This is a genomic window from Myxococcus sp. AM009, assembly GCF_013372605.1.
Taxonomy (GTDB): domain Bacteria; phylum Myxococcota; class Myxococcia; order Myxococcales; family Myxococcaceae; genus Myxococcus; species Myxococcus vastator.
The window spans coordinates 1-25690 of record NZ_JABXEP010000121.1; the positions used below are offsets into that span (position 1 = coordinate 1).

Sequence of the window (25690 nt, forward strand, 5' to 3'; positions counted from 1 at the left end):
CGCCCCCAACCGCCCGCCGGACTGCTCCGCCAGCGAGGACTCGTCCGCGGCCGAGGACAACGCCCCCTCCGCGCCACATGACAGCACGCCCGTGAGCCGGCGCGCGTCCGCCACGTCCCGGAGGCCCACATGAGCAGACAGCGTCAGCGGGACTTCGGGCGGCGTCGAGAGGTGCAGCGCCGCGGCGTCCGCCTGGAGCAGTGAAGCGACGCGCTCCAGGAAGTCCTCCTGCGTGGGCGGAGACGGCTGCGCGACGAAGCGCGCCATCTGCGCGACCGCCTCCATCTCCCAGCGGCTGCGCGCGCTCTCCGCCTGCACGCGCGCGTCCGTCAGCGCGGCGCCCACGACCTTGGCGAAGAGCATCAACACCGAGCCATGGTGCGGCGCCACCCAGTGGCCCTCCACCCACAGCACCTCGGCCTGGGGGCCGCCCACGGGCAGGTAGACGTGCGTGGGCGAGGCCTGGTCCGCGCCGCCGAAGACGGGACGCCCGTCCGAGAGCGACTCCAGTCCCAGGCGCGCATCCTCCGGCAGGGGCGCTCCGTCCCGGGCCAGCAGGCCCTCGCCGTCCCAGCGCAGCAGCCGGGCCCGGAAGCCCGCGGCCTCCAGGCCCTTGAGGGCGACGCGGCGGACGGCGTTCTCCGAGTGCGCGGACACCAGCCCCGCGGAGGTCTCCACCAGCCGCTCGGCCACCGACATCTCCGGCGGCCGGTTCTCCATGGGCACGCAGTTGAGCAGCAGGCCTCCTCCTCCACGCTCCAACGCGAAGCGGGACGCGGTGACGGCCACCTCGCGCGCCACGCCATCCGCGCAGGGGACCTGGAAGAGCTGAGAGCCCTCATGGAGCGGCGCGCCGGCCTCCACCCGCCAGTAGCGCTCGACGACGCGGCTGCGGTCCTCCGGCTGGATGAAGTCCATGACGGAGCGGCCCTCCACCTGGGCGCGTCGCAGGCCGAGCAACGCGACATAGGCGTCATTGGCCACGAGCACCCGTCCCTCCACCACCGCCAGCATGGGGTTGCGGAAGGTGTCGGTGAGGACGCGAAGGTCCGCCTCGCTGTAGCGCTTGGTACTCATCCGCGACGCAGCACCCGCTTCTCTCCCACCCGGAGGGTGACCTTCTCCCGGTCGAAGTATTCGGACAGGGGGATGACGAACTTGCGGCTTTGCCCCACCATCTCCTTGAAGTCCTGGGTGGTAATCTCCTTCTTCTCGCGCAGGTGGGCAACCAGGCGCTCGCGTAGGGTCGCCAGCGCCCCGGCCGCGAACCACAAGCCCTCCGAGACGCGCACCGCCGCCCCCTCCACCACCATGACGCCCAACAGCTCGCGCAGCCGGGAGGCGGGGAGCTGGAGCTTCTGCTCCAGTTCGGGAAGCGCGGGAGGCGCCAGGCCCGCGGCTGACAGCTCCGCCGCCAGCCGCGCCCGCGCGGCGGTGTCCCCCAGCGTCAGCGTGCGGCCTCGGCCCTTGAGGCGCACCACGTCCCGCTCCAGCTCCACCCGGCCTGCCTCCACCAACGCCTGCGACACCCGCTGAAACGCCCGCGCGTCCAGCGCGGAGGACAGCCGCTGCCGCAGCTCCTCGCGGGACAGCCCTTCGCGCAGGGGCTCGCGCTCATGGAAGGTGGCCAGCAGCGCCAGTGCGCGTCCCTGCAACGCCTCCAAGACGTCGCCGGAGAGATACAGCCGCCGCTCCCGGTCGATGAGGAGCGCGCCGCCCCGCGCCCCCAGCAGCTCCAGCGCGCGCGTGAGGACCCGAGGCCCCAGCGCCGAGCGGCCAAGCAGCTCCGGCTGCGTCATGCCGCGGTAGCCCGCCTGTCGCAGCAGCCAGGCCACCTGCCCCGCCGGGTCCGCATCCAGCAGGGGCGCCACCGCCGACGCGCCCCCCTTGCGCCGCTTCGGAGGGGAGATGGACAGGATGCGGCCTCCCGCCACCGTGGCGCCTCGGCCCGAAAGGGCTCGCGCGCCCCGCAGGATGAAGCGCTGGCCCACCAGCGCGCCCACGGCGGTGCCCAGCCGCAGCTGCGCCAGCGCCGTCTCGCCGGGCTCCAGGCGCTCCACGTCCAGCAGCGCCACCGTGGCCTCCACCTGCGCGGTGCCCAGGTGCAGCAGCAGCTTCGAACGGCGAGGCAGCGGGGACGGGGCCGCGGGAAGCAGCGTCAACTCGACGTCGAGCATGCGCGTCTCTGGCAGCTCGCCCGCGCGCACCAGCACCATGCCCCGGTGCAACGCCTCCGGCTCCACGCCCGTGAGGTTCACCGCCGCGCGCTGTCCCGCCTCCACGACGGACACCGGGTCGCCATGCCGCTGCACCCCGCGCACGCGCAGCGGACCGGGCAGCCCGGGCAGGAGCGACACCGCGTCATCCACCGCCAGCGCTCCCGATAGCAGCGTGCCCGTCACCACCGTGCCAAACCCCTTGATGGTGAACACGCGGTCCACCGGCAGGAAGGCGGGGCCCTCCGAAGGCCGCTCGGGCAGCGCCGCCGCGGCCCGGGTGAGCGCGGCGCGCAGCGCGTCCAGCCCTTCTCCCGTCCTGGCGGAGCAGGCCACCACGGGCGCCGCCTCCAGGAAGGTCCCCACGGTGAGCGCGGCCAGGTCGGCCTCCACCAGCGCGCGCCACTCCGGGCCCAGCGCCGCCAGCGTGTCCGACTTGGTGAGGGCGACGACGCCGGCCCTCACGCCCAGCAGCCGGCAGATGTCCAGGTGCTCGCGCGTCTGGGGCATCACGCCCTCGTCCGCGGCCACCACCAGCACCACCAGGTCCACGCCGCCGGCGCCAGCGGCCATGGCCTTCACGAAGCGCTCGTGGCCCGGGACATCCACCACGCCCGCCACGCCGCCGTCATCCAACGTCAGGTGGGCGAAGCCCAGCTCCAGGGTGATGCCGCGGCGCTTCTCTTCCTTCAGCCGGTCGGTGTCGATGCCGGTGAGCACCTTCACCAGGGACGTCTTGCCATGGTCGATGTGGCCCGCCGTCCCGACAATCATGGCGTCACCGCGCCAAGGCTCACGCGCCAGCCTTGTCCGGGTCCTCGTCGAAGCGCGCGTCGCCGGTGGACGGCTCGTAGTCCCAGGGGAAGACCATGAGCGAGGCGGTGGTCAGCGCGGAGTAGTCCGGCGAGAAGCCACCCGGCTTGGTCACCAGGCACGCGGTGGCCACCTTCTTCGCGCCCGCCTCGCGCGCCAGGGCGGTGGCCAGCTCCAACGTGTCACCGCTGGAGGCCACGTCATCCACAATCAACACGCGGCGACCCTTCAGCTCCGCGGGCATCTCCCCGGCGAGCTGCGGCGTCTTTGACGTGCGAGGCGCGGAGCTGGTGCTGCCCCGGTCCCTGCTCCGGCGGCTGATGCGCACGGGGAAGAACGGACAGCCGAGCGCCCCCGCCAGCGCGCCGCCCACGAAGACACCGCCGTGGGCCACGCCGACCACCACCTGGGGTTCGAAGGTCTCCTGGATGGAGCCCGCGAGCTGCTGGACCGCGCGGTCGAACTCCTTCCAGGTCAGCTCCTTCACGCCGCTGGACGCGGAGCGGCCCCGGGACTGGTCCTTCCCCGTCGGCTGGCGCGGCGCCTCCACCTGGGGCGCCAGCACGAGGTCCTCCGGGATGGAGACGAGCTTCTCCGCCTGCATCCGCGACGACTTCGCCGCGGGGGACTTCTTCGAAGAGGCCTTCTCGGTGGGCTTGCTCTGCCGCTTGGTCGCCACGGCGCTGAACTCCGGCTGGGGTGTGTGCGGCCCCGTCATACTCCGAGGGCCGCACGGTGGCCACATCCGGCCACACCCCAGACGTCGCCTTTGTCTCGCGGCAACACACGCACTGTGTGCGCAAGCGCTCAGCCGGCCAGCCGCTCCTCGACCATCCGGTCCGCCACCTGCTCGGGCCGCAGGCCGGACTCCTTCGCGCGCGTCAGCACCGTGTCGATGGTGTCGAAGATGTGGGAAGCGCGGGCGTACGCCTTGTCCCGGTCATACCCCGCCCACTCCTGGGCCACGTTGATGAGGCCGCCGGCATTGGCCGCGTAGTCGGGCACATAGAGGATGCCGCGCCGGGCCAACTGCTCGCCATGACGCGAGGTGAGCAGCTGGTTGTTGGCCGCCCCGCACACCGCCTTCACGTTCAGCAGCGACAGGGTGGTGTCGTTGATGGCGCCGCCCAGCGCGCAGGGGGCGTAGATGTCCGCCTCCATGCGATGCAGCGCGTCGGCGTCCACCGCCGTGGCGCCGTACTGCGTCACGGCGTGCTGCACGCTGGCGGGGTTGAGGTCGCTCACCCACACCTTGGCGCCGCGCTGGTGCAGCTCCTTCACCAGGTACATGCCCACGTGGCCCACGCCCAGCACGGTGACGCGCAGGCCCTTCAGGTCCGGGCCGCCGAAGACGTGCTTCGCCGTGGCCTCCATGGCGCGCGCCACGCCATACGCCGTCACCGGCGACGGGTCCCCGCTGCGCTCCTTCAAGCCAACGACATACTTCGTGTGCCGGCGCACGTGCTCCATGTCATCGGGGCTGGTGCCGCTGTCCTCGGTGGTGATGTAGCGCCCGCCCAGGGACTCCACCGCGCGGCCGAAGGACTCGAAAATCCTTTCCCGGTCGAAGCTTCCGCGCGGCAGCATGATGACCGCCTTGCCGCCGCCGTGGGGCAGCCCCGCGAGCGCGGCCTTGTATGTCATTCCGCGCGCCAGCCGGAGCGCATCCGCGACGGCCTCTTCCTCGCTGGTATAGGTGGACAGCGCGCGAGTGCCCCCCAACCCCGGGCCGAGCCGTGTGTTGTGCATGCCCACAATGGCACGCAGGCCCGTCTTGGAATCACTCAACAAGTGGACGGCTTCGTAGCCGCCCTCAAGCAACTGCGTGAAGTAGCTCATGGCGCGCGGCAAGTACCGTCGCGCCCTGTGCAAGTCAAATGGCGCCGCGCTCCAAGATGCCGCGGATTTCGTCTCCAGGAATGACATAGCGCGTCGTGCAGAACTGGCACGTCGCCTCCGCCTGCCCTTCCTTCTCCAGCAGGTCCGTCAATTCCTCACGTCCCATGGCCAGGAGCGCGCGCAGCACGCGGTCCTTGCTGCACGAACAACCGAAGCGCAGCGGGTAGCGCGACATGACCTCGAAGTCGGGCTCCGGCAGCAGCGCGCGCAGCACGGCCGCGGCCCCCGCCCCGGCGTGCGCCTGGAGCGTGGGCGCGAAGTCACGGCGCAGCCGCTCACCCAGCGCCGCGAAGGCCTCCATGTCCGCGCTGGGGAGCGGCTGGACGAGCAGGCCGGCGACGCGACCCAGCGGCTCCGCGTCCCCGCCCTCCGGCAGCTGCGCGAGCAGCACGTGTGAGGGGAGCTGATCCGACTGGCGGAAGTAGCGCTCCAGGTCTGCCGCCAGGTCGAAGGCCTCCAGCTCCACCGCGGAGCGGTAGTACTCGCCGCCGCCCAAATCCCGCAGCACGGACAGGAAGCCCTTGTTCCCCAGCACGGGGCGCCAATGGTACTTGCCGTCGCTCCCGGAGTACTCCACGTAGGTGTTCTTCACGTAGCCGCGGACGAGCCCGGAGGTGTCCCCGTCCACGAAGAGGCCGCGCAGGGGGCCGTCACACTCCACCTGGAGGTTGATGCGGGCGTCGCCCTTCTGCAGGGCCCCCATCAGGGCGGCGGCGGTGAGGGCCTGCGACAGGAGCACGGCGGCGGCGGGCGCGGTGCCGTGGGTGGCGCGCGCCTGGCGCGACAGCTCCGTCGTGGTGGCGAGCACCACGCGCAGGTCCGTGTTCTTCAACATTCCACTGACAAGCTCGTCGGACATATCGATGGCGACTAGCGTGCCCGAGCCCGCATTGCCCGCCAACGACAGAAGGCGGGAGCCCCGGCCCCCGGCAGGCGGGCAGCAGGACGGCCCGGGGTGACGCATAAGGTCAGCCTTATGCCTCCGTGTGGGTGTGCTGGCATGCCGGGGTGAGGAAGAAATCCAGCCCCGGCGCTGGAACGGCTATAAACCGCCGTCCGACTGTCACCTGCCCTCGACCGTGGACGCGGCAAGACGCCCGCGCGCCGCCGCTGGAGATTCGATGAGCACCCAAGCCGCTGCCGCAGTAGAGACGAAGACACCGCTCCTCAAGTCCCGCCTGGGCTCGTTCCTCGCGGTGGTTCCCCTGTCCGTCTGGGTCGTCAACCACCTGTGGGACAACCTCTCCGCCTTCAACGGCGCGGACGCCTGGCAGACGTCGGTGACGACGTACGCCAACCCGTTCTCCCAGGTCTTCACCTTCATCATCGTCCTGCTGCCGCTGCTGATGCACACCGGCTGGGGCCTGGTGCGCCTGTTCAGCTTCCGGCCGAACAACGTCCGCTACAACAACTACGGCAACCTCAAGTACCTCCTCCAGCGCCTCAGCGCGGTGGGCGTGCTGGCCTTCCTGGGCGCCCACATCTGGCTGGCCTTCCTCTACCCGCGGCTGGTGCTGGGTCACCCGGAGGCGTTTGACGACATCGCCCGGGAGATGCACCACCACGTGCCCACCCTGGTCGTCTACCTGCTGGGCACGCTGGGCACCTCGTACCACCTGGCCAACGGCCTCCAGGGCTTCGCCATGGGCTGGGGGCTGCTCTCCAGCGAGCGCTCCATGCGCAAGTTCGAGCCGGTGGTCATCATCCTCTTCCTGATTCTCACGGCCATGAGCTGGGCGGTCATCTACGCGCTCTACACCGCGGGCGCCGCCTTCAGCCCCGTGGGCGCCCCCCCTCCGTGACGCGAACCGGGCCCGGCGCGCCGGGTCCGGAGGTCCACGGACACAAAGCACACCGGCCGCCCCCGAGACTTCCGGGGAGCGGCCGGTTTCATTTCCAGGGAACCGCTGGCGTCAGCCGGGCCTAGAAGGGGATGTCGTCGTCGCCGTTGCCGCCGCCGCCATGGCCACCGCCCATGTCGTCCGGAGGCGGCTGACCGTAGTCGTTGTTGTCTCCCCCACGCGGCTGGGAGAACTGCCGGCGTCCACCGCCGAGGAACGTCACGGCGTTGGCCACCACCTCGGTGGTGTAGTTCTTCCGGTTCTCCTTGTCCGTCCACTCGCGCGTCTGCAGGCGGCCCTCGACGTAGCACTGCCGTCCCTTCTTCAGGTACTCGCCGCAGAGCTCCGCGAGCTTTCCCCAGACGACGATGCGGTGCCACTCGGTCCGCTCCTGCTTCTGGCCATTCTTGTCGACCCAGCTCTCGCTGGTGGCGATGCGGAAGTTCGCCACCGCCTGACCGCCGGGAGTGAACCGGACCTCCGGATCCGCCCCCAGGTTGCCGATGAGGATGACCTTGTTCACGCCTCCAGCCATGACCGCGTTCCTTTCTCGAGAACCGGTCCACCAAGGACCGGTTACACCCCGGACGCACCCGCCGGGTTTGATTCCCACCTATAGCAGTGGGTACTGACACCCAGCCAGAAAGCCGCCTTCTTCCTGGGTGTCGTACGCCCGTCCGCCATCCCGCCGGGGAGGCACGCCCGGCGCCGGGAACTCGCGAGAAATACAGCGGATTCTGGCCTACCCGCCCGGGCGGTTGTCCGCGGTGGAGGACTCGGGCGCGTTGCCCGCGGGCGCCACCATCTGCACGGGGGTGAAGCCCGCCGGCGCCTTGGCCTCCGCCACCTTCTGCGACAGCGTGGAGTCCAGCCCCTTGGCGAAGGACGCCAGCCGCGGGTCCGACGCGCCCAGCGTGCGGCGCAGCGACTTCCAGAAGGGGTGGTCCGCCTGTCCCGCCTGCACCAGCGCCCGCGCCAGCAGCGCGGTGCACGCGTCCCTGTCACCGGCGCTGGCGGCCCGAAGCGCCACCACCAGCTCCTCCGGCGCGGTGCGCGCCACCTCGCCCAGGGCCTCGGTCATCTCCGTCTGGGCCCGCGCGTCCGTCCCCGCCGCGCCCGCCAGCTCCAGCACCCGGGCCAGCGCCTCCGCGTTTCCGCCCGCCGCCAGCTCCACCATGCTGCTGACGCCCGGCACCTCCACGGACAGCACCCGCGCCACGTCCTTCAGCCGGCCATACACCTCGGCGGTGGCCGAATAGCTGTCCAGCAGCGTGCGCGCGCCCAGGTAGTCTTGTGGGTTGGACTGGTAGAGGCCCTCCGCCAACACCGCGCGCACGGCCGGGTCTCTCTCGCTGCGCCACGCGGTGCGCAGGAAGCCGATGTTGCGCTGGTCGCGCTGGGCGCCCAGGTCCAGGTACGTCTTGATGCGAACAGCCACGTCGTCCACGGCGCCCGAGGGCCGTCCGCTGTCCGCCAGCGCGGCCACCGCCGTGGACGGCCCCAGGCTGGAGCCGGTAGCGGCCACCGCCGCGCCCAGCGCGTCCAGACCCGCGACGATGGGGCCGGCGCGGCCCGCGAAGTCGTTGGCCATGATGGAGAAGGTGAAGCGCTCTCCCCCCGCACTCGTCACGTAGCCGCTCAGCGCGGACACGCTCTCCAGGGTGCCCGTCTTGGCGCGCAGCCGGCCCACCGCGTCGCTGCCTTCGAAGCGGTACTTGAGCGTGCCGTCCTTGCCGGCGATGGGCACCGACGACATGTACTCCGGCGAGAAGGGGAAGCGCTGCACCATGTGCCGCAGCAGCTTGTTGAGCTGCGTGGCGGAGAAGCGGTTGGCGTCGTTGAGCCCGCTGCCGTTCTTCATCACGTAGGTGCCGCGGGGGATGCCCACGTCGCGCTCCAGGAACTGCTCCACCACGTCCACGCCCTTGATGAAGGAGCCCGGCGCGCCCCGCAGCTCGGCGCCCATCGTCTTCAGGAGCTGCTCGGCGACGAAGTTGCTGGAGAGCTTGTTGAGGCGCTTGAGGAGGATGTCGAACGTGTCCGACTGCGACACGTGCAGCATGCGGGCCTTGGTGGACGTCTTGCCCAGCTTCACCCTGCCCCGCATCTTCACGCCGCGCGTCACCAGCATCTGCTTGAGCGACTGGCCGAAGTACATGGGCGGGTTGTCAATCTTCTTCCAGACGCTGACGGCGCCGCTCCGCTCCGCCGGGAGCTGGCCGCGCACGACAATCTTCTGCTGGAGGCCCGCGGGGGCCGACTTGACGAACACGCGGCGCGCGCGGCGCGGCCCGGTGGTGAGCTGGTTGTCCACCACGAAGTAGTCGCTGGGCGGCTCCATCTCCACCACCCCCTTGGCCCCCGGCGCGTTGCCGGGCCGCAGGTAGATGGCCGCCGCGTTCCAGTTGAGGCTCACCGCGCCCGTGGGCGCCATGTAGGCCCGGTCCGTGTTCTCCTGGTCATAGCCGGGCGGCGTGCGCTCGGCGTCGAACCACGAGTCGTCCACCACGATTTCGCTCACCTCGCGGATGCCCGTGTGCCACAGCTCCGCGACGATGCCCCACAGGCGCTCCGTCGTCATGGACGGGTCGCCCTTGCCGCGCACGTAGAGCGTCTTCACCTTGCCGTCCGCGCCCAGCTCCGGCTCCACCAGGAACTCGGTGTCGTAGCGGAACTCGGGCCCCAGGGACGCGAGCGCGGCGGCGGACGTCACCAGCTTCACGTTGGATGCGGGGTTGAGCAGCTCGTCGGCGTTGTGGCTGAACACCACCGTGCCGTCGTCCAGGCTCTGCATGTACACGCCCATGCGGCTGGCCTTCAGCGGCGCGCGCTGGAGGACCTCCAGCAGCGCGGTTTTCAGGGCCTCGCGGTCCGCGCGCTTCTCCGCCGGAGCGGGCGCGGCGTGCGCTGCGTGAGAAAGCGACAGGAAAATAATGGCCGACGCGGCCAAGATGGAGCTGGCTCGATGGACCTGCACACTCTCTCCGGGGAAGTCAGGGGCCATTATGCGGAACGGGGCGAAAAACGAGCAAGGGTGAGTGGCTGCGGGAGTCCACGTCTGGGCGCTCGCTCTACCAGCAGGCAGAAACCTGACATTCCAACTGTAACGGCGTGACTGACACAGGGCCCCGCGAGCCACGCCTGTCCACGAGGTGACGTCGATGAGAGCGGTGGTACAGCGCGTGCTAGAGGCATCAGTGACGGTGGAGGGCCAGCGCGTGAGCGAAATCGGCCCGGGCCTGCTGGTGCTGCTGGGCGTGGGCAAGGGCGACACGGAGGCGGATGTCGCGTGGATGGTGGAGAAGCTGGCCACGCTGCGCATCTTCGAGGACGCCGCGGGGAAGATGAACCTGTCGCTGGAGGAGACGTCCCGGCAGCTTATCGTCGTCAGCCAGTTCACGCTCTACGGCGACGCGCGCAAGGGTCGCAGGCCCAGCTTCATCGACGCGATGGAGCCCGCGGGCGCCAAGGCACTCTATGAGCGCGCCTGTGAGCGCTTGCGCCAGCGCGGCCTGAGCGTGGGCACCGGCATCTTCGCCGCGGACATGAAGGTGGCGCTCGTCAACGACGGCCCCGTCACGCTGCTGCTGGAGAGCCCCGGGCCGGCCGCGCCCAAGGGCTAGATTCGCGCGCCGGAGCTCTTCGTCACCAGCGCCGCCAGCCCCTGCTTCGCCAGCGCCGCGCCGCGAAGGTGCGCGGTGAGGGCGCCCAGCTCACGAATCCAGTTGGCCGCGCGGGGCCCCAGGCCGGAGAAGGCCACCGTGAGCGGCGGCGGCTGCGGCTGCTTGCCCAGCCAGTAGGCGAGCACCTCCTCCTTCTCCGGCAGCGACGGCAGCTTCATCCGCGCCTGCTCGCGGGCCAGGAGCCGCTCCAGCTTGCGCGGCAGGTTCACCTGCCAGTGCGCCACCTTGCGCGCGGGGCGCCAGGTCCAGTCCGCGAAGGCGTAGCGCGTCCCAGGGGAGTATTCGCCCCGGCCCTGCGTGGTGAACACCTGGTCCGGCGGGAACTCCGGGAAGGGCTCCCACAGGCCGGCCAGCAGCGAGGCCAGCCCCACGTCCTCGCGCGGGCGGAAACGGAAGCGGTCCCGGACGTCGCGCGAGCCGCGCGCATCCCAGTAGGGATAGTCCGCCTCCTCCACCATCAGCGCCAGGTGCAGGGCTTCGTCCCAGCCATCCGCGTAGCCCGCCTCCGCCTCACCGACCTCCCAGCCCGCGGGGCCTTCGGTCCAGTGCAGGAAGACGAGCCGGTCCACCAGGTCCGCCCACGGGTCCGCGTCCAGTGAGCCCACGCCGCCGGGCAGCGCCGTGGAGAGCATCCGTTCGCAGAGCATGCGCGCCTGACCATCCCCCAGCTGCTCCTGCAGGGACTCCAGCGCGCCGGGGGCATCCCCCATGGCCCGCTGGAAGAAGGGCAGCAGGTGTTCGTGGAAGAAGCGGTCGCTGATGGGTCTCAGGACGACGTCCATGGTGCGGATGCTCCCCCCGGGAACGCACGCCCGCTCAAGGCCGAGCGTCTTCCTGGACGATGAGGGCGTGGATGTCCGCGGCCGTGGGCGCCTCGAGGATGGCGGCCCGGAACCGCGGGTTCTTGAAGAGGCGGGAGATGCGGGCCAGGGCCTTGAGGTGGACCCCCGCGCTGTTCTCCGGCGCCACCAGGGCGAAGAACAGGTGGGTGGGCTTGCCGTCAATGGCCTCGAAGTCCACGCCCGCGCGCGACACGCCGAAGGCGGCCTGGAGCTGTCCCATGCCCGGCAGCTTGCCGTGGGGGATGGCCACGCCCTCGCCGATGCCCGTGCTGCCCAGCTTCTCGCGCTCGCGCAGCACCTCCACCAGCCGGTCCGCGGTCAGCAGCGGATGGGCACGCACCAGCGTGGCGCTCAGTTCGCGCAGGACTTCGGGCTTCGTCCGCGACTGCATGTCGGCGATGACGGCTTGGGGGCTGAGGAACTCGGCGATTCTCACTGACGCTCCCGCGCTGGCGCTCCTGGTTGGCGGCAATTACTCCTCACCCCTCTTTAGCGCAAGGGTGGCCTGTCTGGATGCGCGCGCGCCGCGCTCACTGCGCATCATGACGCGGAAGGGAAACCCGTCCCACGGGCGGAAGGGACTTCCCATGAAGCATCTGCTCCTGTCGACTGTCATCGACATCGCGGCGAGGCCCACCGGCGCATGCTCGCCGGGGTGGCCCCCACCCGCGTCCAGGACCGCTTCGGCAGCGGCCTGGTGGGACTCCTCCGTGGCGGGACGTGGCCGCGGCGCCCCGTGGGCACCTGCACCGACGCCCTCCAGCACGCGGAGGCCTTCCAGCCGTCACACGCCGTCACCTCGTTTCACCGGGTGACGGCGCGCGGTATCAGCGGTCAGCGACGGCTCAGGTCCCCGTGGCGGCGACCGCCGGGGCGTGCGGCTCGATAAGGCCGTACTGACCATCCTTGCGCCGGTAGACGATGCACAGCGACTCCGACTCCACGTTGTGGAAGACGTAGAAGTCGTTGTCCATCAGGTTCATCTGCATCACCGCATCATCCACGGTGTGCGGCTTGACGGTGAGGTGCGTGGCACGCACCTCGCGCGCGGGCACGACGACGGCGGGCTTCGGCGCGGCTTCATTCGCGGAGGCGTCGGCCAGCGTCGTCAGGTCGTCCACGTCCGGGAGCTCGAACACGGCGTGGCGGACCCGGAGCTGCTCCACCAGGTCCTGCCGGTGGTGGACGCGGTCACGGCCATGGTGCGTCTTCAGCTTGTCGCGGTAGCGACGCAGCTGGCGTTCAATCTTGTCCATCGCCAGGTCGATGGACGCGTACATGTCGTCACTCTTGTCGCGGCCCCGGAGGACCCACGCGCCGGAGTGGATGGTGATGTCCGCGTGGTGGAGGTGGCGTTCCAACGACAGGACCACATGGGCCTCGCCGGCTCGGTCCAGCAACCGGTTCACCCTTTCGACCTTCTCGCGTGCGTACTCCTTGAGGGAATCGGACGCTCCGAACTGACGGAAGGTGATGTTGAACTGCATGCGTGGCTGCCTCCTAGGGTGAGAGGTGAGCTCCGTGACGGATCTGAAACGCTCCCAGCCCTGGAAAGCAACCCGCCCCAACAGGTTGCCTGTTCCCGGACACACCACCCGTCCGAGGCAGGACATCCCGCCTGCACCTCGCGTCACTGGCAATGGCCCCCTGTTTGGAGTCATGCCAGCGTGCTTCCGGTGAAATCACGCGGCGCGTCAGCTCACGCGAGCAGCCGCCCGCCCGTCACGCCCAGCACCTCCGCGTTGACGTAGCGGGACTCGTCCGAGGCGAGGAACACGTAGGACGGCGCCAGCTCCGCGGGCTGGGCCGGGCGGCCCATGGGCGAGTCCTTGCCGAAGCTGGACGTCTTCTCCGCGTCAAAGGACTGGGGGATGAGCGGCGTCCACACGGGCCCCGGCGCCACGGCGTTGACGCGGATGCCCCGGTTGATGAGCTCCCGCGCCAGGCCCTTGGTGAAGTTGACGATGGCCCCCTTGGTGACGGCGTAGTCGAGGATGGCGGGCGAGGGGTCATACGCCTGGATGGAGGTGGTGTTGATGATGGTGCTCCCCTCCTTCATGTGCGGCAGCGCGTGGCGCACCAGGTGGAACATCGCGAGGATGTTGGTGCGGAAGGCGCGCTCCAGGCGCTCGGGGTCGAGGTCCTCGAAGCGCTCCACCGCCGCGCCCTGGTACGCGGCGTTGTTGACGAGGATGTCGATGCGCCCGAAGCGCTTCACCGTGTCCTCCACCAGCTTGCGGCAGTGGGCCTCCACCGTCAGGTCCCCGGGCAGCAGCAGGGACTTGCGCCCCGCGTCCTCCACCACGCGCTTCACCTGCTGGGCGTCGTCCCCTTCGCTGAGGAAGGACACCGCGATGTCCGCGCCCTCTCGCGCGAAGGCCAGGCACACCGCGCGGCCAATGCCACTGTCGCCACCGGTGACGAGCGCCACCCGGCCCTCGAGCCGGCCCAGCCCCTTGTAGGACTGCTCGCCGTAGTCGGGCTCCGGAGCCATCCGCCCCTCGTGGCCGGGGTGCGGCTGCGACTGCTTTGGAAAGGGCGGCTTGGGACCGGCGTCACGCGGGTCGGGGTTCTTCTGGGCCATGTCTGGGTCCTCTCCGGAAGGAAGTACCCAGGCACGGTGGGGGTGGCGGCGCCGAGCGGCAATCGAGCCCGGGAAGGTCCGGGCCCGCTCCCCTGCCCGCTTACTGAACGTTGACGACCCGCTCCTCGGAGTGGAACACCGTCGCCGAGCAGGAGGTGACGCCCGTGCACTCCAGCACCTCGCCGGGCGCGGTCGCGCTCAACGTGAGCAGGTGGGCCGCGACAGGCGTCGTCTGGAGCAGGGTGAAGCGGACGACGGCCTCTTCCTGCTCCGTGGGGATGGCGGCCGTGGCGCTCCCTCCCTCGCGCAGCAGGGTGGCCGTGGCGCGGCCGGGGACCTCGCCCTCGGGCAGCCACCGGAACGAATACGCCTGGCCGCGCATGAGTCGGTCCTCGGCGCCGGGGCCCTGGAAGGAGAAGAGGCGCTTGGCCTTTCCGTTCTTCAGCACCAGGGTGATGGTGTGCGTGCCGTCCTGGAGGACGATGCGGGCGTCCTCCATGGGCTGCTGCACCCAGACGTTGGGGTCGAAGTCGTAGTAGGCCCGCGTGGGCACGCACACGTCGCGGCCCGCGGTGCCGTCCACCCCGCCCCGCTCCAGCGTCATCGGCTGGCCGTTGAAGGTGGCCGTGGCGCCCTCGCGCAGCTCGGTGCACCGGTCCGCTTCCGCCGCGGGCGAGAAGGTGACGGTGACGCGGTGGGAGCCCGGCTCGTCCACGCCCTCGAAGATGTCCACGTCCGACTGGGACAGCGTCAGCGTCCGGTCGGAGAGGCCCGCCAGGTCCACGGCTTCCGCAGTGAGGCTGCTGCCACAACCCGACAACAGGCCCACCGCGACGAAGGCCCCCGCCGGGACGCGAAGAAGGTTGCGACGAAGATTGGGATTCATGCGGCGTCGCACCCTATACCCGCGCCCCGCCGTCGGCGAGCAGCCCTTCCAGCCGAACCTTCACTTCCGGCCACTCCGTGTCGACAAGCGGCGCGCCCGAGCTGCCCTGGCTCAGTAGTACCGCTTGCGCTTGCTGCTGGGGAGGATGCCCAGCACCTCGCGGTACTTGGCCACCGTGCGGCGGGCAATCTCGGTGCCCTGCGAGCGCAGCAGCTCGACGATTTTCTGGTCCGAGTACGGGTTGCGGGCGTCTTCCTGCGCCACCAACTGCTTGATGTGGTGCTTGACGGCCTCGCTCGCGGTGTCCTCACCGGAGACGCGGGCGATGGACGAGTTGAAGAAGTACTTCAGCTCGAAGATGCCCTGCGGCGTGTGCACGTACTTGCTGGTGGTGACGCGGCTCACCGTGGACTCGTGCATGCCGATGTCCTCCGCCACGTCCCGGAGGATGAGCGGCTTGAGGTGGGCAATGCCCTTGTCCAGGAAGTCCCGCTGGAACTTCACGATGCTCTCGGTGACTTTGTAGATGGTGCGCTGCCGCTGGTGGATGGAGCGGATGAGCCACATCGCGCTGCGCAGCTTGTCCTGGATGAAGTCCTTCGTCTGGCCAGGGCCCACCGCGCCCGTCTTCAGCGCGTTCCGGTAGGTGCCAGAGATGCGCAGCTTGGACAGGCCGTCATCGTTGAGCACCACCGTGTACTCTTCCCCCATCTTGTAGACGAACACGTCGGGGGAGATGTACTGCGCGTCGTCCCCGCTGAAGTTGCGGCCCGGCTTCGGGTCCAGCTTCGGGAGCAGCCGCACCGCCTCCACCACCTCTTCCAAGGTGACCTTCAGGTCCTTGGCGATGGCGGGCAGGTTCTTGCTCTCCAGGTACTTCATGTGCCGCTTGATGATGAGGCCGAGCAGCGGCGCGTGTGGCTCCCTCATCCCCTGGAGCTGGATGAGCAGGCACTCCTGCAAGTCGCGGGCGCCGCAGCCGCGCGGCTCCAGCATCTGGATGCGCCGCAGCGTGCGCTCCGCGACGTGCATGGGAACGTCCGCCTCGTTGGCCAGACGGATGAGCGGATCACCTTCCACCTCCGGCAGCTTGAGGTAGCCGTCATCATCCAGGTTGCCCAGGATGAGCATGGCGATGCGGCGCTCGGCGTCATTCAGGCGCAGCGTGCCCAGCTGCTCCTGGATGTGGTCGACCAGGTCCTCCTTCTTGACGAGGTTGGCTTCGAACGACGGCATGTCGTCCGTGGCCACGTTGCCCTTGTTGGAGGCCGTGGTGGGCTCGTTGAACTGGTAGCTGTTGAGGTACTGCTCCCAGTCGATTTCCGGGGGCCCCTCCCCGTCCGCCTTGAACTCCGTGGCGGTGTCGCTGGTGGCCGCGGGCAAGTCCCCGTCCCGCGGCATCTCCATGTTGTCCGCTTCCAGCGAGGCTTCGCCGGGTTCCTTGTCTCCCACATCTCCCGGTGCTTGCTCGTCTGGTTGCTCCAGCAGCGGGTTCTGCTCCATCTCCTCGCGGACCTGCTCGAGCAGCTCCATGCGAGACAGCTGGAGGAGCTTGATGGCCTGCTGCAGCTGCGGCGTCATCACCAGCTGCTGGGCAAGCTTCAGGCTTTGTTTCAGTTCCATCGCCATGAGAACGGGGTCTCCCGGGTTGATTCGGCCCCTTGAGACAGGGGCCACAATCAAAGACCGTGCCAACGTAACAAGGAGCCCTGACTTCGTCTAGCCCTGAAACGAGGGTCCCTTGCTTGCATGCTCAGAATTCCACAAGGAATCCAAGAGCTTGGGAGCACTCAGGGTATCACATGCGCGTTGACAGGTCGGCGCAAAAGCGGGGCCAACCCATTCTAAGCACTCCTCTGACAGGTGGCCAGCCGTGCTTAGAGCGCCTGTTGGAGACGGAACCGTTCCCCCAGGTAGACGGCGCGGGCCTTGGGAGACGCGGCGATCTCCGCCGGGGTGCCCTCTTCCAGAATCCGTCCCTGTGCGATGATGTACGCACGATCGCAGATGCCCAGGGTGTCCTGGACGTTGTGGTCGGTGATGAGGACGCCCAGCCCCCGCTCCCGGAGGAGGAAGATCTGCCGCTGGAGGTCGCCCACGTTGATGGGGTCCACGCCAGCGAAGGGCTCGTCGAAGAGGATGAAGCGGGGCTGGGGGATGAGGCTGCGGGCAATCTCGGCGCGCCGGCGCTCGCCGCCTGACAGCGTCTCCCCCAGGGACTCCGCGACGTGCGTGAGGCCGAACTCGTCCAGGAGCACGTCGGCGCGCTGCTCGCGGGCCTTGGCGTCCAGGTCCTTCTGGAGCTCCAGCACGGCCAGGAAGTTGTCGCGCACGGTGAGCTTGCGGAAGACGGAGGCTTCCTGGGGCAGGTAGCCCACGCCCCGGCGGGCGCGGCGGTGCATGGGCAGGTGCGTGAGGTCCTCGTCGCCAATGCGCACGCGCCCCGCATCCGGAGACACCAGGCCCACCACCATGTTGAAGCTGGTCGTCTTCCCCGCGCCGTTGGGCCCCAGCAGGCCCACCACTTCCCCGGGGGCCACGCTGAAGGACACGCCGGCCACCACCTTGCGGCCTCGGAACGTCTTCTCCAGGCCCTCCGCGAACAGCTTCGCGCTCATCGAGCCGGGCCTCCCTGGGCGGAGGGGGCCGCCCCGGAGGATGGGGTCGGACGGGGCGCGGACTGCCGCCCCTTGCGTCTGGCCGGGGTGGGGTTGGCGGGCAGCGATTCGAAGACGATGACGGCGTTCTCCACCTCCAGCCGCTCGTTGCCCAGCGTCAGCCGGACCTTCGTCCCGCGCATGTGCGTGGTGCCCTGGCGGGCCTCGGGTGAGCCCGTCACCACCAGTACGCCGCTGGGCACGTCGTACTCGGCGCGCTCGCCGCGGGCCATGCGGTCGCCGTCCACGGCCCTCACCCCGCCGGTGCACACCACGCGCGTCACTTCGCGCTGTGGGGTGTAGTTGGCCGTCATCCGGTCGCAGTCCAGGTCCAGCGTGCGGTGCTTCACCTTCACGTTGCCGGTGAGGGTGGCCTGCGACTTCTGGAAGGTGACGTTGTCGCCGTTGATTTGGACCGGCTCCTTCAGCGCCTTGCCGCCCACCGCGGCGGGGGGCGCGCCCTGCGCGGGGGTGGCGGCGACCGCGGGCGCGGGCTGCGCGATGAAGAAGGCCATCACGAGGAACTCAATCACTCTGGCGCTCCCAGCACGGACTCCACCGAGCCCGCGAAGTTGAACGTCTCGTCCGGGAAGAACAGCTCGAAGCGGTCCGCCCTCAGCCGGTAGTCAGGTCCCTTCACCGTCACGCCCTCGTCTCCATGCGCCCGCTCCGTGGTGGCGTCGTACGTCAACCGGGGAGTGCGGGCCTCCATGCCCTTCCCGGTGCGGATGATGACACCGCCCGAGGCCACCACCTGCTTGGACGCGAGGCTCCCCTCCATATTCGGGGCGCTGACCTCCACGCCGCCCTCCGTCCCAGGGGGCGCTCCCTGGGGAGGGGAACCCGGCGGAATCCGAATGGTGGCGTCGGTGGCCCACACCTCGCCGGTGGTGCGCTGGTAGGACACCTGCCGGGCCGTGCCGGAGCGGATGAGCCGGTCGCCATCGAAGGACTCCAGGCGCGCGCCGTGCAGCACCACCTCCGGGGGAGGCTGGCCGCCAGACGCACCCTCGCCAGAGCCCGGTTTGCAGCCAGGGGCGAACACCAGGAGGACGAGGCTGGCGGCGAGCAGGCGAGACACAGGGCTTCCTTATCACCCGGCGGATGCGGGCGCCGCCTCCGGAAGTGGGACGTCCTCGCTCACCGGTGGACGCGTCTTCCAGCGCTGGTGCATCCACACCCACTGCTCCGGCGTCCGCCGGATGGCGGCCTCGATTCGGCTGGACAAGGCGGCGGTGAGGGCCAGGGCGGCCGCCTCGCGGTCCGTGTCCTGGGGCACTGGGACTTCTTCCATGGACAGGCGGTAGCCCGCCCCTTCGCGGTGGCAGAAGCCCGTCACCACCGCCGCCCCCGTGCGGATGGCCAGGTCGGCGGCGGCGCGCGGGGTGGCGGCCAGCTTCCCGAAGAAGGGCACGAAGAGGGACTGCACCTTCGTGTCCTGGTCGATGAGGATGCCGAGGATTTCGCCGTTGCGCAGGGCGCGCAGCATGGCCCGGGCGGCGCCTTCCTGGCCGCGCCAGATGCTCCGCACCCCGCCGCGGGCCCGGAACTGGCCCACCAGCTCCGTCAGCCGGGGGTCCGTGGTCTCCTTGGCGATGCTCTGGCTGGGGTAGCCGGCGCGCGCCACGCGGCGGGCAAGCAGCTCCCAGTTCCCCACATGTCCGGACACGAAGACGACGCCGCGCCCCCGGGCCAGGGCCGTCTCCAGCACCTGCCGGTCGGCGTCCGGCCAGGCGACCAGGCGCTCCAGGGCCTCGTCCAGGGCCCCGGTGCAGGCCACCTCCAGCGCGGCGGCGCCCAGGTGGCGGAAGGCGTCGCGGGCCAGGGCCTGTCGGCCCGCGTCAGACTGCTCCGGGAAGGCCACGGAGAGGGACTTGAGGGCCTTGCGCCGCTCCCCTCCGGCCAGGGTGTAGGCCAGGGCGCCCAGGCGCGCGCCCAGGCGCCGGGCGACGCCCAGGGGCAGAGGTTGAAGGAGCAACAGGACGCCACGGATGAGCACGTAGCGGAAGAAACGCTTGAGGCGCTTTGCTAAGGGTGGACGCTCCACGAGGCGTTCAATATCCCATGCGCGAATACAACTTCGACGGGCTCGTTGGGCCCACCCACAATTACGGCGGCCTCTCGCCCGGCAACCTGGCGTCGCAGAGCCACGTCGGTGAGCCCAGCCACCCCCGGGACGCGGCCCTCCAGGGGCTGGAGAAGATGCGCTTCGTGTCCGCCCTGGGGGTGGGACAGGCGGTGCTGCCGCCCCAGCCGCGCCCGTCCCTGCACGCGCTGAGGGCGCTGGGCTTCACGGGCTCGGACGAGGAGGTCATCACCCGGGCCGCGCGCGAGGCCGAGCACCTGCTGCGCCTGACGTCCAGCGCGTCCTCCATGTGGACGGCCAACGCGGCCACGGTGGCGCCTGGCGCGGACACGGCGGATGGCCGGGTGCACCTGACGCCGGCCAACCTGTCGCAGATGTACCACCGGGCCATCGAAGCGGAGACGACGCACTCGGTGCTGCGCGCCATCTTCTCCAACGAGAAGCACTTCGCGGTGCACGCGCCGCTGCCGGGCAGCAGCCACTTCGCGGACGAGGGCGCGGCCAACCACACGCGGCTCGCCACGCCCGGGCACGCGGGCGTCCACCTGCTCGCCTGGGGCCGCAGCGCGTGGCAGGACGTGCAGGGCCCCAGCCGCTTCCCCGCGCGGCAGACGTTGGAGGCCAGCCAGGCGCTGGCGCGGCTGCACCAGCTGGACGCGAAGTCGGTGCTCTTCCCGCAGCAGCACCCGGAGGGCATCGACGCGGGGGCGTTCCACACGGACGTGCTGGCGGTGGGCAACGAGCGGTTCCTGATGCTGCACGAGCTGGCCTTCGTGGACCCCGCGGGGCTCCTGGCGGTGCTGCGCGAGAAGCTGGGCCAGGACTTCCGCGCAGTGGTGGCCACGAAGGCGGAGCTGCCGGCGAAGGACGCGGTGAAGGCGTACCCGTTCAACTCGCAGGTGCTGACGCTGCCGGACGGCACCATGGCGATTGTCGCGCCGGTGGAGAGCCGGGAGACGCCCGCGGCGCGGCGGTTCCTGGAGCGCGTGGTGGCCGAGGACACGCCGGTGAAGGCCGTGCACTACCTGGACGTGCGCCAGTCGATGAACAACGGCGGCGGCCCGGCCTGCCTGCGCCAGCGGGTGTGGCTGACGGACGAGGAGCGCGGGGCCATCAAGGCGGACGTCTTCTACACGCCCGCGCTGCATGACTCGCTGGCCGGCTGGGTGCGGCGGCACTACCGCGAGGTGCTGCGGCCCAAGGACTTGCAGGACCCGCAGCTGGCTCGGGAGACGATGACGGCGCTGGATGAGCTGACCCGGATTCTCAACCTGGGCAGCGTCTACGACTTCCAGCGCTGACATGTGCCACGTCCGCTGGGCTTCCGGCTCAGCGGGCTTCCAGGAGCTGGAAGGTGACGCCCTCCAGCTTCAGCCGTTCTGCCGCGGCCACCATGCGTTCGGTCGCGATGACGAGGGTGGGGTAGTCCCTCAACCGGAACAGGTCCACCTCGGCGGGCAGCGTCTCACGAGCAAGCCAGTATGTGTCTGGCAGGCGCTCACTGGCCTCGCTTCCGCACTTCGCGCAGGTGGGCGCACGGGGATGCTCGAAGCAGTCGGGATGAAGCCGGCCATGAAGCGCCAGCTGCACCTCGCGGAGCGCCGGAGGATTCTTTCCTCGGAACGTCACATCGAGACGACACCCGGTGAGTCCCCGGACGCCTTCGCCCTGCAACGTCTCCAGCACTTCGTCGCGAATGACGAACGTCCAGTCCTGCAATCCGAGCTGCCCGAATGCCCCTGTCGCCGTGCCTGTGAGAGGGCCGAACCGGGTTCCGGGCTCCAGGACAGCGCCTTCTGGCGCCAGGGGCCTGACACGCTCGCGCAGCCGGGCAAAGACCTCAAAGGAGACGGGCCAGGGGTCGGAGAACGGCTTCAGCTCGGCCTTCGAGAAGCTCGACAGGTCGACACACGGATACTGCACGCCCGCCCAGCCGCCACCCACTCCGCAGTCAGTGCAGGGCTCCACGCCCGGGAGGCCCCACTTGTGCGCGGCTCGGCTCAGGTCGCCCGTGAAGCGCGACGTCGTGCTCGCTTCGACTCGGTAGAACCTCACGCCATCGCCCTCCTTCTCATGAGGATTGCCTTCACAAGGCTTCTATCCGGGGCCCACGCATTCCGGGCGTGATGGGCATGTTGTAGGGCACGACCGGGCCCGACAGCTCGAAACGAAAGGCGGGCTCGACTGCGTGCCGCATGAAGACGTCCCGCGAAGGGGGACGGGGATTGGCCACCACGAATTGCCGCCATGCGTTGTTCCACGCCCCTCCCGGCCCCATGCCCTTCCCGCTGTGAATCTGCCGGTGAACGTGCTCGGGGACGACCAGGGTGAACTGGTGGATGTCGATACCCGCCGCCCGAAACCACGCCGCGAGCCGGGGTTCCTGCGGGAAAAGGTGATGTTTGATGAGCTTGCCATGCGGTCGGGGTATCGCGGGGATGAAGACGGGAGAGCGCCGCGCCAGCGGTGCTGTCGCGAGAGGGCGTGCGTCCCCTCGAATTCCCGTACGGCGCTGCCACCAGTTCCGGTAGGTGCCCGTTCCACGGAAGGGAGGGCGGCCCGTCGCCTTCTCGACCGTTCCTGACGTCGTCGCGTGCGCGAGGACGTCGTCCGCCACGTCCTCATATTGGAAGAAGCCACAACACCCCCTCGTCACAGACCAGGACGATGCAGCGCGGCTCGCGCGATGCGCTGCACCCATCAACATCCGCTTGCCACTCCGCGGCTTCCAACTCGCGCACCACGGGGGATGCCGTACCGCACGCGAGCGCTCCCAGAAGGAGTCAGCAGAGTGTCAGGAGCCGTGGCGACCCGTTCATGGCGGTGCAGTCTATCCGGACGCCCGTCTGCCCTACGAACGGGCGTCCAGGCGCTCCGTGGTCGGCTGCAAGTCCGAGTGTGACAGGCACCCGTGGCCGGACGCGCTGGCGGTCATCACCTTCTTTCGAGAGGAGGTGAGATTCCCCATGATTCCCGAAGCGATACAGCACTATCTGCGCCGCAACGGGGTGCGTTTCGAGCGGTACTGGCACCCGCGTGCCGTCAGCGCTCAAGAAGTGGCCGAGTCGCTGCACGTCTCCGGCTGGCGCGTGGCCAAGTCCGTCATCGTGATGGCGGACCGGCAGCCTTGGATTGTCGTCGTCCCCGCGGCGGGCACCGTCGACCTGAGCCAGGTCCGAGACATGCTGGGTGCCCGGCACGTCCGCCTCGCGACCGAGCCGGAGTTCTCCGGCCACTTTCCCGACTGCGAGGTGGGCGCTGAGCCTCCCTTTGGTGAACTCTACGGCCTGCCCGTCGCCGTTGATGAATCCCTCAGCCTGGCGGACCGGCTGCTCTTCCGCGCGGGCTCCCACGAAGAGACGATTGAATTGCGCTTCCAGGACTTCGCCACCCTGGAGTGGCCCGTGGTGGCCTCCTTCATCGAGCAGGAACAGCAGTTCCAGGCCGCCACCAACGCCGACGCGCCCAGCCGTCCAAGCGAGGAGGCCCACGCGCACGCCTGAACCGGAGCGAGGCCCGGGCGCCTAATCCGCGTCCCGAGCCTCGCCATCCACATCCGGGCCCCGCAGCAGGTACTCCAGCTCCGCCGCGCGCGGGTCGTCCGACAGCACCCTGCGCCGTGACTCAACGCGCTCGCGCTCCGCGCCTTCCAGCCGCGACACCCAGGCCCGCGCCTGGGCCCGCGCGCCCTCGGGGAGGTGTCGCATGCCCTCGTGGACCGAGCGCGCCGCGGCGTCATAGCGCCGCAGCGCCTCCTGCGTCCGCGCCACCGCGAAGAACGCCTCCGCGCCAGGCGCGAGCCGGGCCGCTGACTGCCGCCGCTCCAAGGCGTGAGAGAGCAACCCCTCGCGCTCCAGGCACGCGGCTTCCATGGCCAGCAACCGCGCGCGCTGGGCGTAGTCCGTGATGAAGGGCGCCAGCGCCTTGAGCGTGTCCTTCGCCCGTCGTGTCAGCCCCGCGTCCAGTTGCTGCGCGGCCAACTGGAAGGACAGCGCCACGTCGCCCGGGAAGCGCGCCAAAAGCCGCTCCAACGCACGCAGGGCCTCCTCCCGCTTCCCCTGCGCGCGAAGCACCTCCGCGCGCAGCAGGTGCGTGTCCAGCGCATCCGGCGCCAGGCGCTCCACCTGCGCCCGCGCGGCCTCCGCCGTCTCCAGGTCCCCTCGAAGGATTCGCAGCCGGGCCTCGCGCGCCCACAGCGCCGCCGCTTCTGGCTGCCCCGCGAAGTGCTCCCGCGCCCAGCCCGAGTACTCCAGCGCCAGCGCCAACCGCCCCGGCGTGTTGGCCAGCGCATCCAGCAGCCGCACCGCGGTCGCCGGTGACCGCGGCGTCAGCACCGTGAGCGATGCCAGCGTCTCCGCTTGGGGCAGGGCCTCGCCCAACAGCACGGTGGCATCCCCGGCCTCGTGCGCCAGCCGGTACTCCAGGAAGCCCTGCGCGCTTCGCCCCAACGCCAACAACGCTCGCGCCGCCACCCGGTGGGAGCTGGCATCCAACGGCGCCAGATACAGCGCCCGGTTGACCAGGGCCAGCGCCTCCCCCGCCCCCTCACGCCCTCGCGCCGCGTGCGCTGACGCCACCAGCCGGTAGAGCAGGTAGTCCGAGGGGTGCCGGTCCACCAGCGCCAGTCCCCGCGTGTGCACGTCCTGAGCAGACGCCCCCGAGGTGACGAGCCGCGCCAGCTCCTCCTCCGCGTCGCCCAGGCGATGACGGCCGGGCACCAGCGCCACCAGCGCCACCACCGTGAGCGCCCCCCCCGTCCCCAGCGCCGCGGCCGAGGGGCGCGCGCACCACGCCTTCTCGACGGCGCGCTCCCGGGGACGCGCCACCGCGCCCAGCGCCACCAACGCCGCCACCGCGCACGCGGGCAGCTCCAGGCTGAAGTCGAAGAGGTCATGCAGCGCCAGCGCCGCCACGCCCGCGAGCGCCGCCAGGTCCACCGTCTCCAACCCCTCACGGCGCAGCAGCCGCGAGAAGCCCCAGATGGCCACCCCCAGCAACACCAGCCCCAGCGCGCCCAGCTCCGCCGCGGCCTGCAACACCGCGTTCTCCGGGTGCGTGAAGGTGTTGGGATTCGGCTGCGTCTGGTAGCGCGGAAACGCCGCCTCGAAGGCGCCGCGGCCCATGCCCAGCAGGGGAAACGCCCGCGCGGAATCCGCCAGCATCGGCCACAGCGCCACCTTGGACTGGCGCAGTTTCTCCACGCTGTCCGCGGTGCGCGCCTCCGCCCAGAGGCCATCCGCCGCCGTGTACGCGCCCACCATCAGCACGCCCAGCAACCCCAGCAGCGCCGCGGCGCTCCGGGCCCAGACCGGGGGCGCCCCTTCACCGGACGCGTGGCGCTTGCGAAGCAGGAGCAGCGCCAGCAGCACCTGTCCGAAGGCGAAGAAGGCGATGCCCCCGCGCGACAGCGACAGCACCACGCCCAGTCCCGACACGCCCGCGGCCACGGCGTATGGCAACGCCCGCGACTGCTTTGCGCGCGTCAGCGCCAACCCCACGCCCAGCGTGGACGCCAGCGCGAGGAAGCCAGCCAGGTGGTTCGGGTTCCCAAACGGCGTCACCAGCGTGGGCCGCGCGTGCATCCAGTGCATCAGCCCGAAGAGGGACCTCACCCCCAGCAGCGCATGGACCAGCCCCACTGCCGTGAGGCCCGCGCCGGTGAAGACCACCGCCGCCAGCAACCGCTCCCGGCTGCCTCGCGAGCGACTCACCTGCACCGCCGCGAGGAAGGCCAGCAGGTAGGCCAGGTGCTTCGCCAGCTCGCGCCAGGTGGCGGATGGGTCCAGCGACACCGGCCGCGCCCGCTCCAGCCCCAGCGGCACCAGCGCGAACTCCCGCAGCGCGGCCGCCTCCGGGCTCAGCAGGCGCAGCACCCCATCCGGCAGGGGCACCAGTTGCACCGCGCACAGGCCCGCCCCCGCCGCCAGGGGCACGGCCAGCAGCGGAACGCGCAGCGACTGACCCTGCCGCTTCGCCCCTACCGCCGCCAGCACCGCCGCCGCGCCGGACAGCAGCACCAGCGGCCCCAGCAGCCACCCGGCGGCGCCGCCCAACGCCAGCGGACACACCACGACGAGCGCCACCAGCGCCGCCTCGGCGAACAGGGTGAATCGGGAGGCACTTCGGGAGGCGCGGGGCATGCGTGGATGAGCCGGGTGAGTATCACAGCGCCCACGCCCCTCG

General features: G+C 70.5%; 24 protein-coding genes. 4 read left to right on the forward strand and 20 right to left on the reverse strand.

Translation table 11 applies throughout. The features are described 5' to 3' along the window. The 5 genes from HV824_RS25590 to HV824_RS25610 form a co-directional block, all read right to left on the reverse strand. On the reverse strand, positions 1-1077 hold a 1077-nt coding region (locus HV824_RS25590), incomplete at its 3' end, for a PAS domain S-box protein (RefSeq protein ID WP_176424462.1). Further along, positions 1074-2990: a selenocysteine-specific translation elongation factor gene (selB, locus tag HV824_RS25595; RefSeq protein WP_176424463.1), complete on the reverse strand. Its 1917-nt coding sequence runs from the start codon at positions 2988-2990 to the stop codon at positions 1074-1076. The genes HV824_RS25590 and selB, both read right to left, overlap by 4 nt. 19 nt (positions 2991-3009) lie before the next feature. Next, positions 3010-3774 (reverse strand): phosphoribosyltransferase, encoded by a 765-nt coding sequence (locus tag HV824_RS25600; protein ID WP_176420989.1) that lies wholly within the window; start codon positions 3772-3774, stop codon positions 3010-3012. A gap of 62 nt (positions 3775-3836) precedes the next feature. After that, a complete protein-coding gene (locus tag HV824_RS25605) occupies positions 3837-4868 on the reverse strand; it encodes a Glu/Leu/Phe/Val dehydrogenase (RefSeq protein WP_176420988.1) in 1032 nt (343 codons plus the stop codon). Between the two features lie 34 nt (positions 4869-4902). Continuing rightward, positions 4903-5787, reverse strand: a complete 885-nt coding sequence (locus HV824_RS25610) for an Hsp33 family molecular chaperone HslO (protein ID WP_176420987.1) — start codon at positions 5785-5787, stop codon at positions 4903-4905. 262 nt (positions 5788-6049) lie between these two features. Between HV824_RS25610 and HV824_RS25615 the strand changes: the two genes are divergently transcribed. Beyond that, the gene (locus tag HV824_RS25615; RefSeq protein WP_176420986.1) at positions 6050-6730 is read left to right on the forward strand and encodes a succinate dehydrogenase; all 681 of its coding nucleotides are present in this window, start codon (positions 6050-6052) and stop codon (positions 6728-6730) included. A 121-nt stretch (positions 6731-6851) separates the two neighbouring features. Here HV824_RS25615 and HV824_RS25620 read toward each other — a convergent pair whose 3' ends face one another. Both HV824_RS25620 and dacB read right to left on the reverse strand, forming a co-directional pair. After that, positions 6852-7304: a single-stranded DNA-binding protein gene (locus HV824_RS25620; protein ID WP_176424464.1), complete on the reverse strand. Its 453-nt coding sequence runs from the start codon at positions 7302-7304 to the stop codon at positions 6852-6854. Between the two features lie 207 nt (positions 7305-7511). After that, a complete protein-coding gene (gene dacB / locus HV824_RS25625; protein WP_176421092.1) occupies positions 7512-9746 on the reverse strand; it encodes a D-alanyl-D-alanine carboxypeptidase/D-alanyl-D-alanine-endopeptidase in 2235 nt (744 codons plus the stop codon). Between the two features lie 184 nt (positions 9747-9930). On the opposite strand from dacB, the gene dtd reads away from it, so the two are divergent. Beyond that, the gene (gene dtd, locus HV824_RS25630; protein ID WP_176421091.1) at positions 9931-10392 is read left to right on the forward strand and encodes a D-aminoacyl-tRNA deacylase; all 462 of its coding nucleotides are present in this window, start codon (positions 9931-9933) and stop codon (positions 10390-10392) included. On the opposite strand, the gene HV824_RS25635 is transcribed toward dtd, so the two are convergent. From HV824_RS25635 to HV824_RS25680, 10 genes are all read right to left on the reverse strand, one after another. Next, positions 10389-11234 carry a hypothetical protein gene (locus HV824_RS25635; protein ID WP_176421090.1) on the reverse strand — a complete coding sequence of 282 codons (846 nt, stop codon included), beginning with the start codon at positions 11232-11234 and terminating at the stop codon, positions 10389-10391. The genes dtd and HV824_RS25635 overlap by 4 nt on opposite strands. Positions 11235-11268: 34 nt before the next feature. Next, on the reverse strand, positions 11269-11730 hold the full coding sequence (locus HV824_RS25640) for a PTS sugar transporter subunit IIA (RefSeq protein WP_090485059.1): 462 nt from the start codon (positions 11728-11730) through the stop codon (positions 11269-11271). Positions 11731-12139: 409 nt separating this feature from the next. Beyond that, positions 12140-12781, reverse strand: a complete 642-nt coding sequence (gene raiA, locus HV824_RS25645; RefSeq protein WP_176421089.1) for a ribosome-associated translation inhibitor RaiA — start codon at positions 12779-12781, stop codon at positions 12140-12142. 212 nt (positions 12782-12993) lie between these two features. Further along, positions 12994-13878: an SDR family oxidoreductase gene (locus tag HV824_RS25650; protein ID WP_176424465.1), complete on the reverse strand. Its 885-nt coding sequence runs from the start codon at positions 13876-13878 to the stop codon at positions 12994-12996. Between the two features lie 100 nt (positions 13879-13978). Beyond that, on the reverse strand, positions 13979-14764 hold the full coding sequence (locus HV824_RS25655; protein ID WP_176421087.1) for a hypothetical protein: 786 nt from the start codon (positions 14762-14764) through the stop codon (positions 13979-13981). Positions 14765-14875: 111 nt separating this feature from the next. Beyond that, a complete protein-coding gene (rpoN, locus tag HV824_RS25660; RefSeq protein ID WP_176421086.1) occupies positions 14876-16393 on the reverse strand; it encodes an RNA polymerase factor sigma-54 in 1518 nt (505 codons plus the stop codon). A gap of 248 nt (positions 16394-16641) precedes the next feature. Next, positions 16642-17382, reverse strand: a complete 741-nt coding sequence (gene lptB, locus HV824_RS25665) for an LPS export ABC transporter ATP-binding protein (protein WP_163784852.1) — start codon at positions 17380-17382, stop codon at positions 16642-16644. Continuing rightward, a complete protein-coding gene (locus HV824_RS25670; protein ID WP_176421085.1) occupies positions 17379-17954 on the reverse strand; it encodes an LptA/OstA family protein in 576 nt (191 codons plus the stop codon). Before HV824_RS25670 ends, lptB begins: the two co-directional genes overlap by 4 nt. After that, the gene (locus tag HV824_RS25675; RefSeq protein WP_176424466.1) at positions 17951-18502 is read right to left on the reverse strand and encodes a hypothetical protein; all 552 of its coding nucleotides are present in this window, start codon (positions 18500-18502) and stop codon (positions 17951-17953) included. The genes HV824_RS25670 and HV824_RS25675 overlap by 4 nt, the downstream gene beginning before the upstream one ends. Before the next feature lie 12 nt (positions 18503-18514). Next, the gene (locus HV824_RS25680) at positions 18515-19468 is read right to left on the reverse strand and encodes a lysophospholipid acyltransferase family protein (RefSeq protein ID WP_176424467.1); all 954 of its coding nucleotides are present in this window, start codon (positions 19466-19468) and stop codon (positions 18515-18517) included. Positions 19469-19485: 17 nt separating this feature from the next. Between HV824_RS25680 and astB the strand changes: the two genes are divergently transcribed. Further along, positions 19486-20808, forward strand: a complete 1323-nt coding sequence (astB, locus tag HV824_RS25685) for an N-succinylarginine dihydrolase (protein ID WP_176421082.1) — start codon at positions 19486-19488, stop codon at positions 20806-20808. 28 nt (positions 20809-20836) lie between these two features. On the opposite strand, the gene HV824_RS25690 is transcribed toward astB, so the two are convergent. Together HV824_RS25690 and HV824_RS25695 are read right to left on the reverse strand one after the other, a co-directional pair. Then, positions 20837-21562, reverse strand: a complete 726-nt coding sequence (locus tag HV824_RS25690; RefSeq protein ID WP_176421081.1) for a double-CXXCG motif protein — start codon at positions 21560-21562, stop codon at positions 20837-20839. Positions 21563-21593: 31 nt separating this feature from the next. After that, positions 21594-22124: a TIGR02269 family lipoprotein gene (locus HV824_RS25695; RefSeq protein ID WP_368738105.1), complete on the reverse strand. Its 531-nt coding sequence runs from the start codon at positions 22122-22124 to the stop codon at positions 21594-21596. Between the two features lie 349 nt (positions 22125-22473). On the opposite strand from HV824_RS25695, the gene HV824_RS25700 reads away from it, so the two are divergent. Continuing rightward, positions 22474-23010 (forward strand): aminoacyl-tRNA deacylase, encoded by a 537-nt coding sequence (locus tag HV824_RS25700; protein ID WP_176421079.1) that lies wholly within the window; start codon positions 22474-22476, stop codon positions 23008-23010. 21 nt (positions 23011-23031) lie between these two features. Here the strand turns inward: HV824_RS25700 and HV824_RS25705 are convergent, their stop codons facing one another. Continuing rightward, entirely contained in the window at positions 23032-25647 is a 2616-nt protein-coding gene (locus tag HV824_RS25705) for an O-antigen ligase family protein (RefSeq protein ID WP_176424469.1), read from the reverse strand. Positions 25648-25690: the final 43 nt, after the last annotated feature.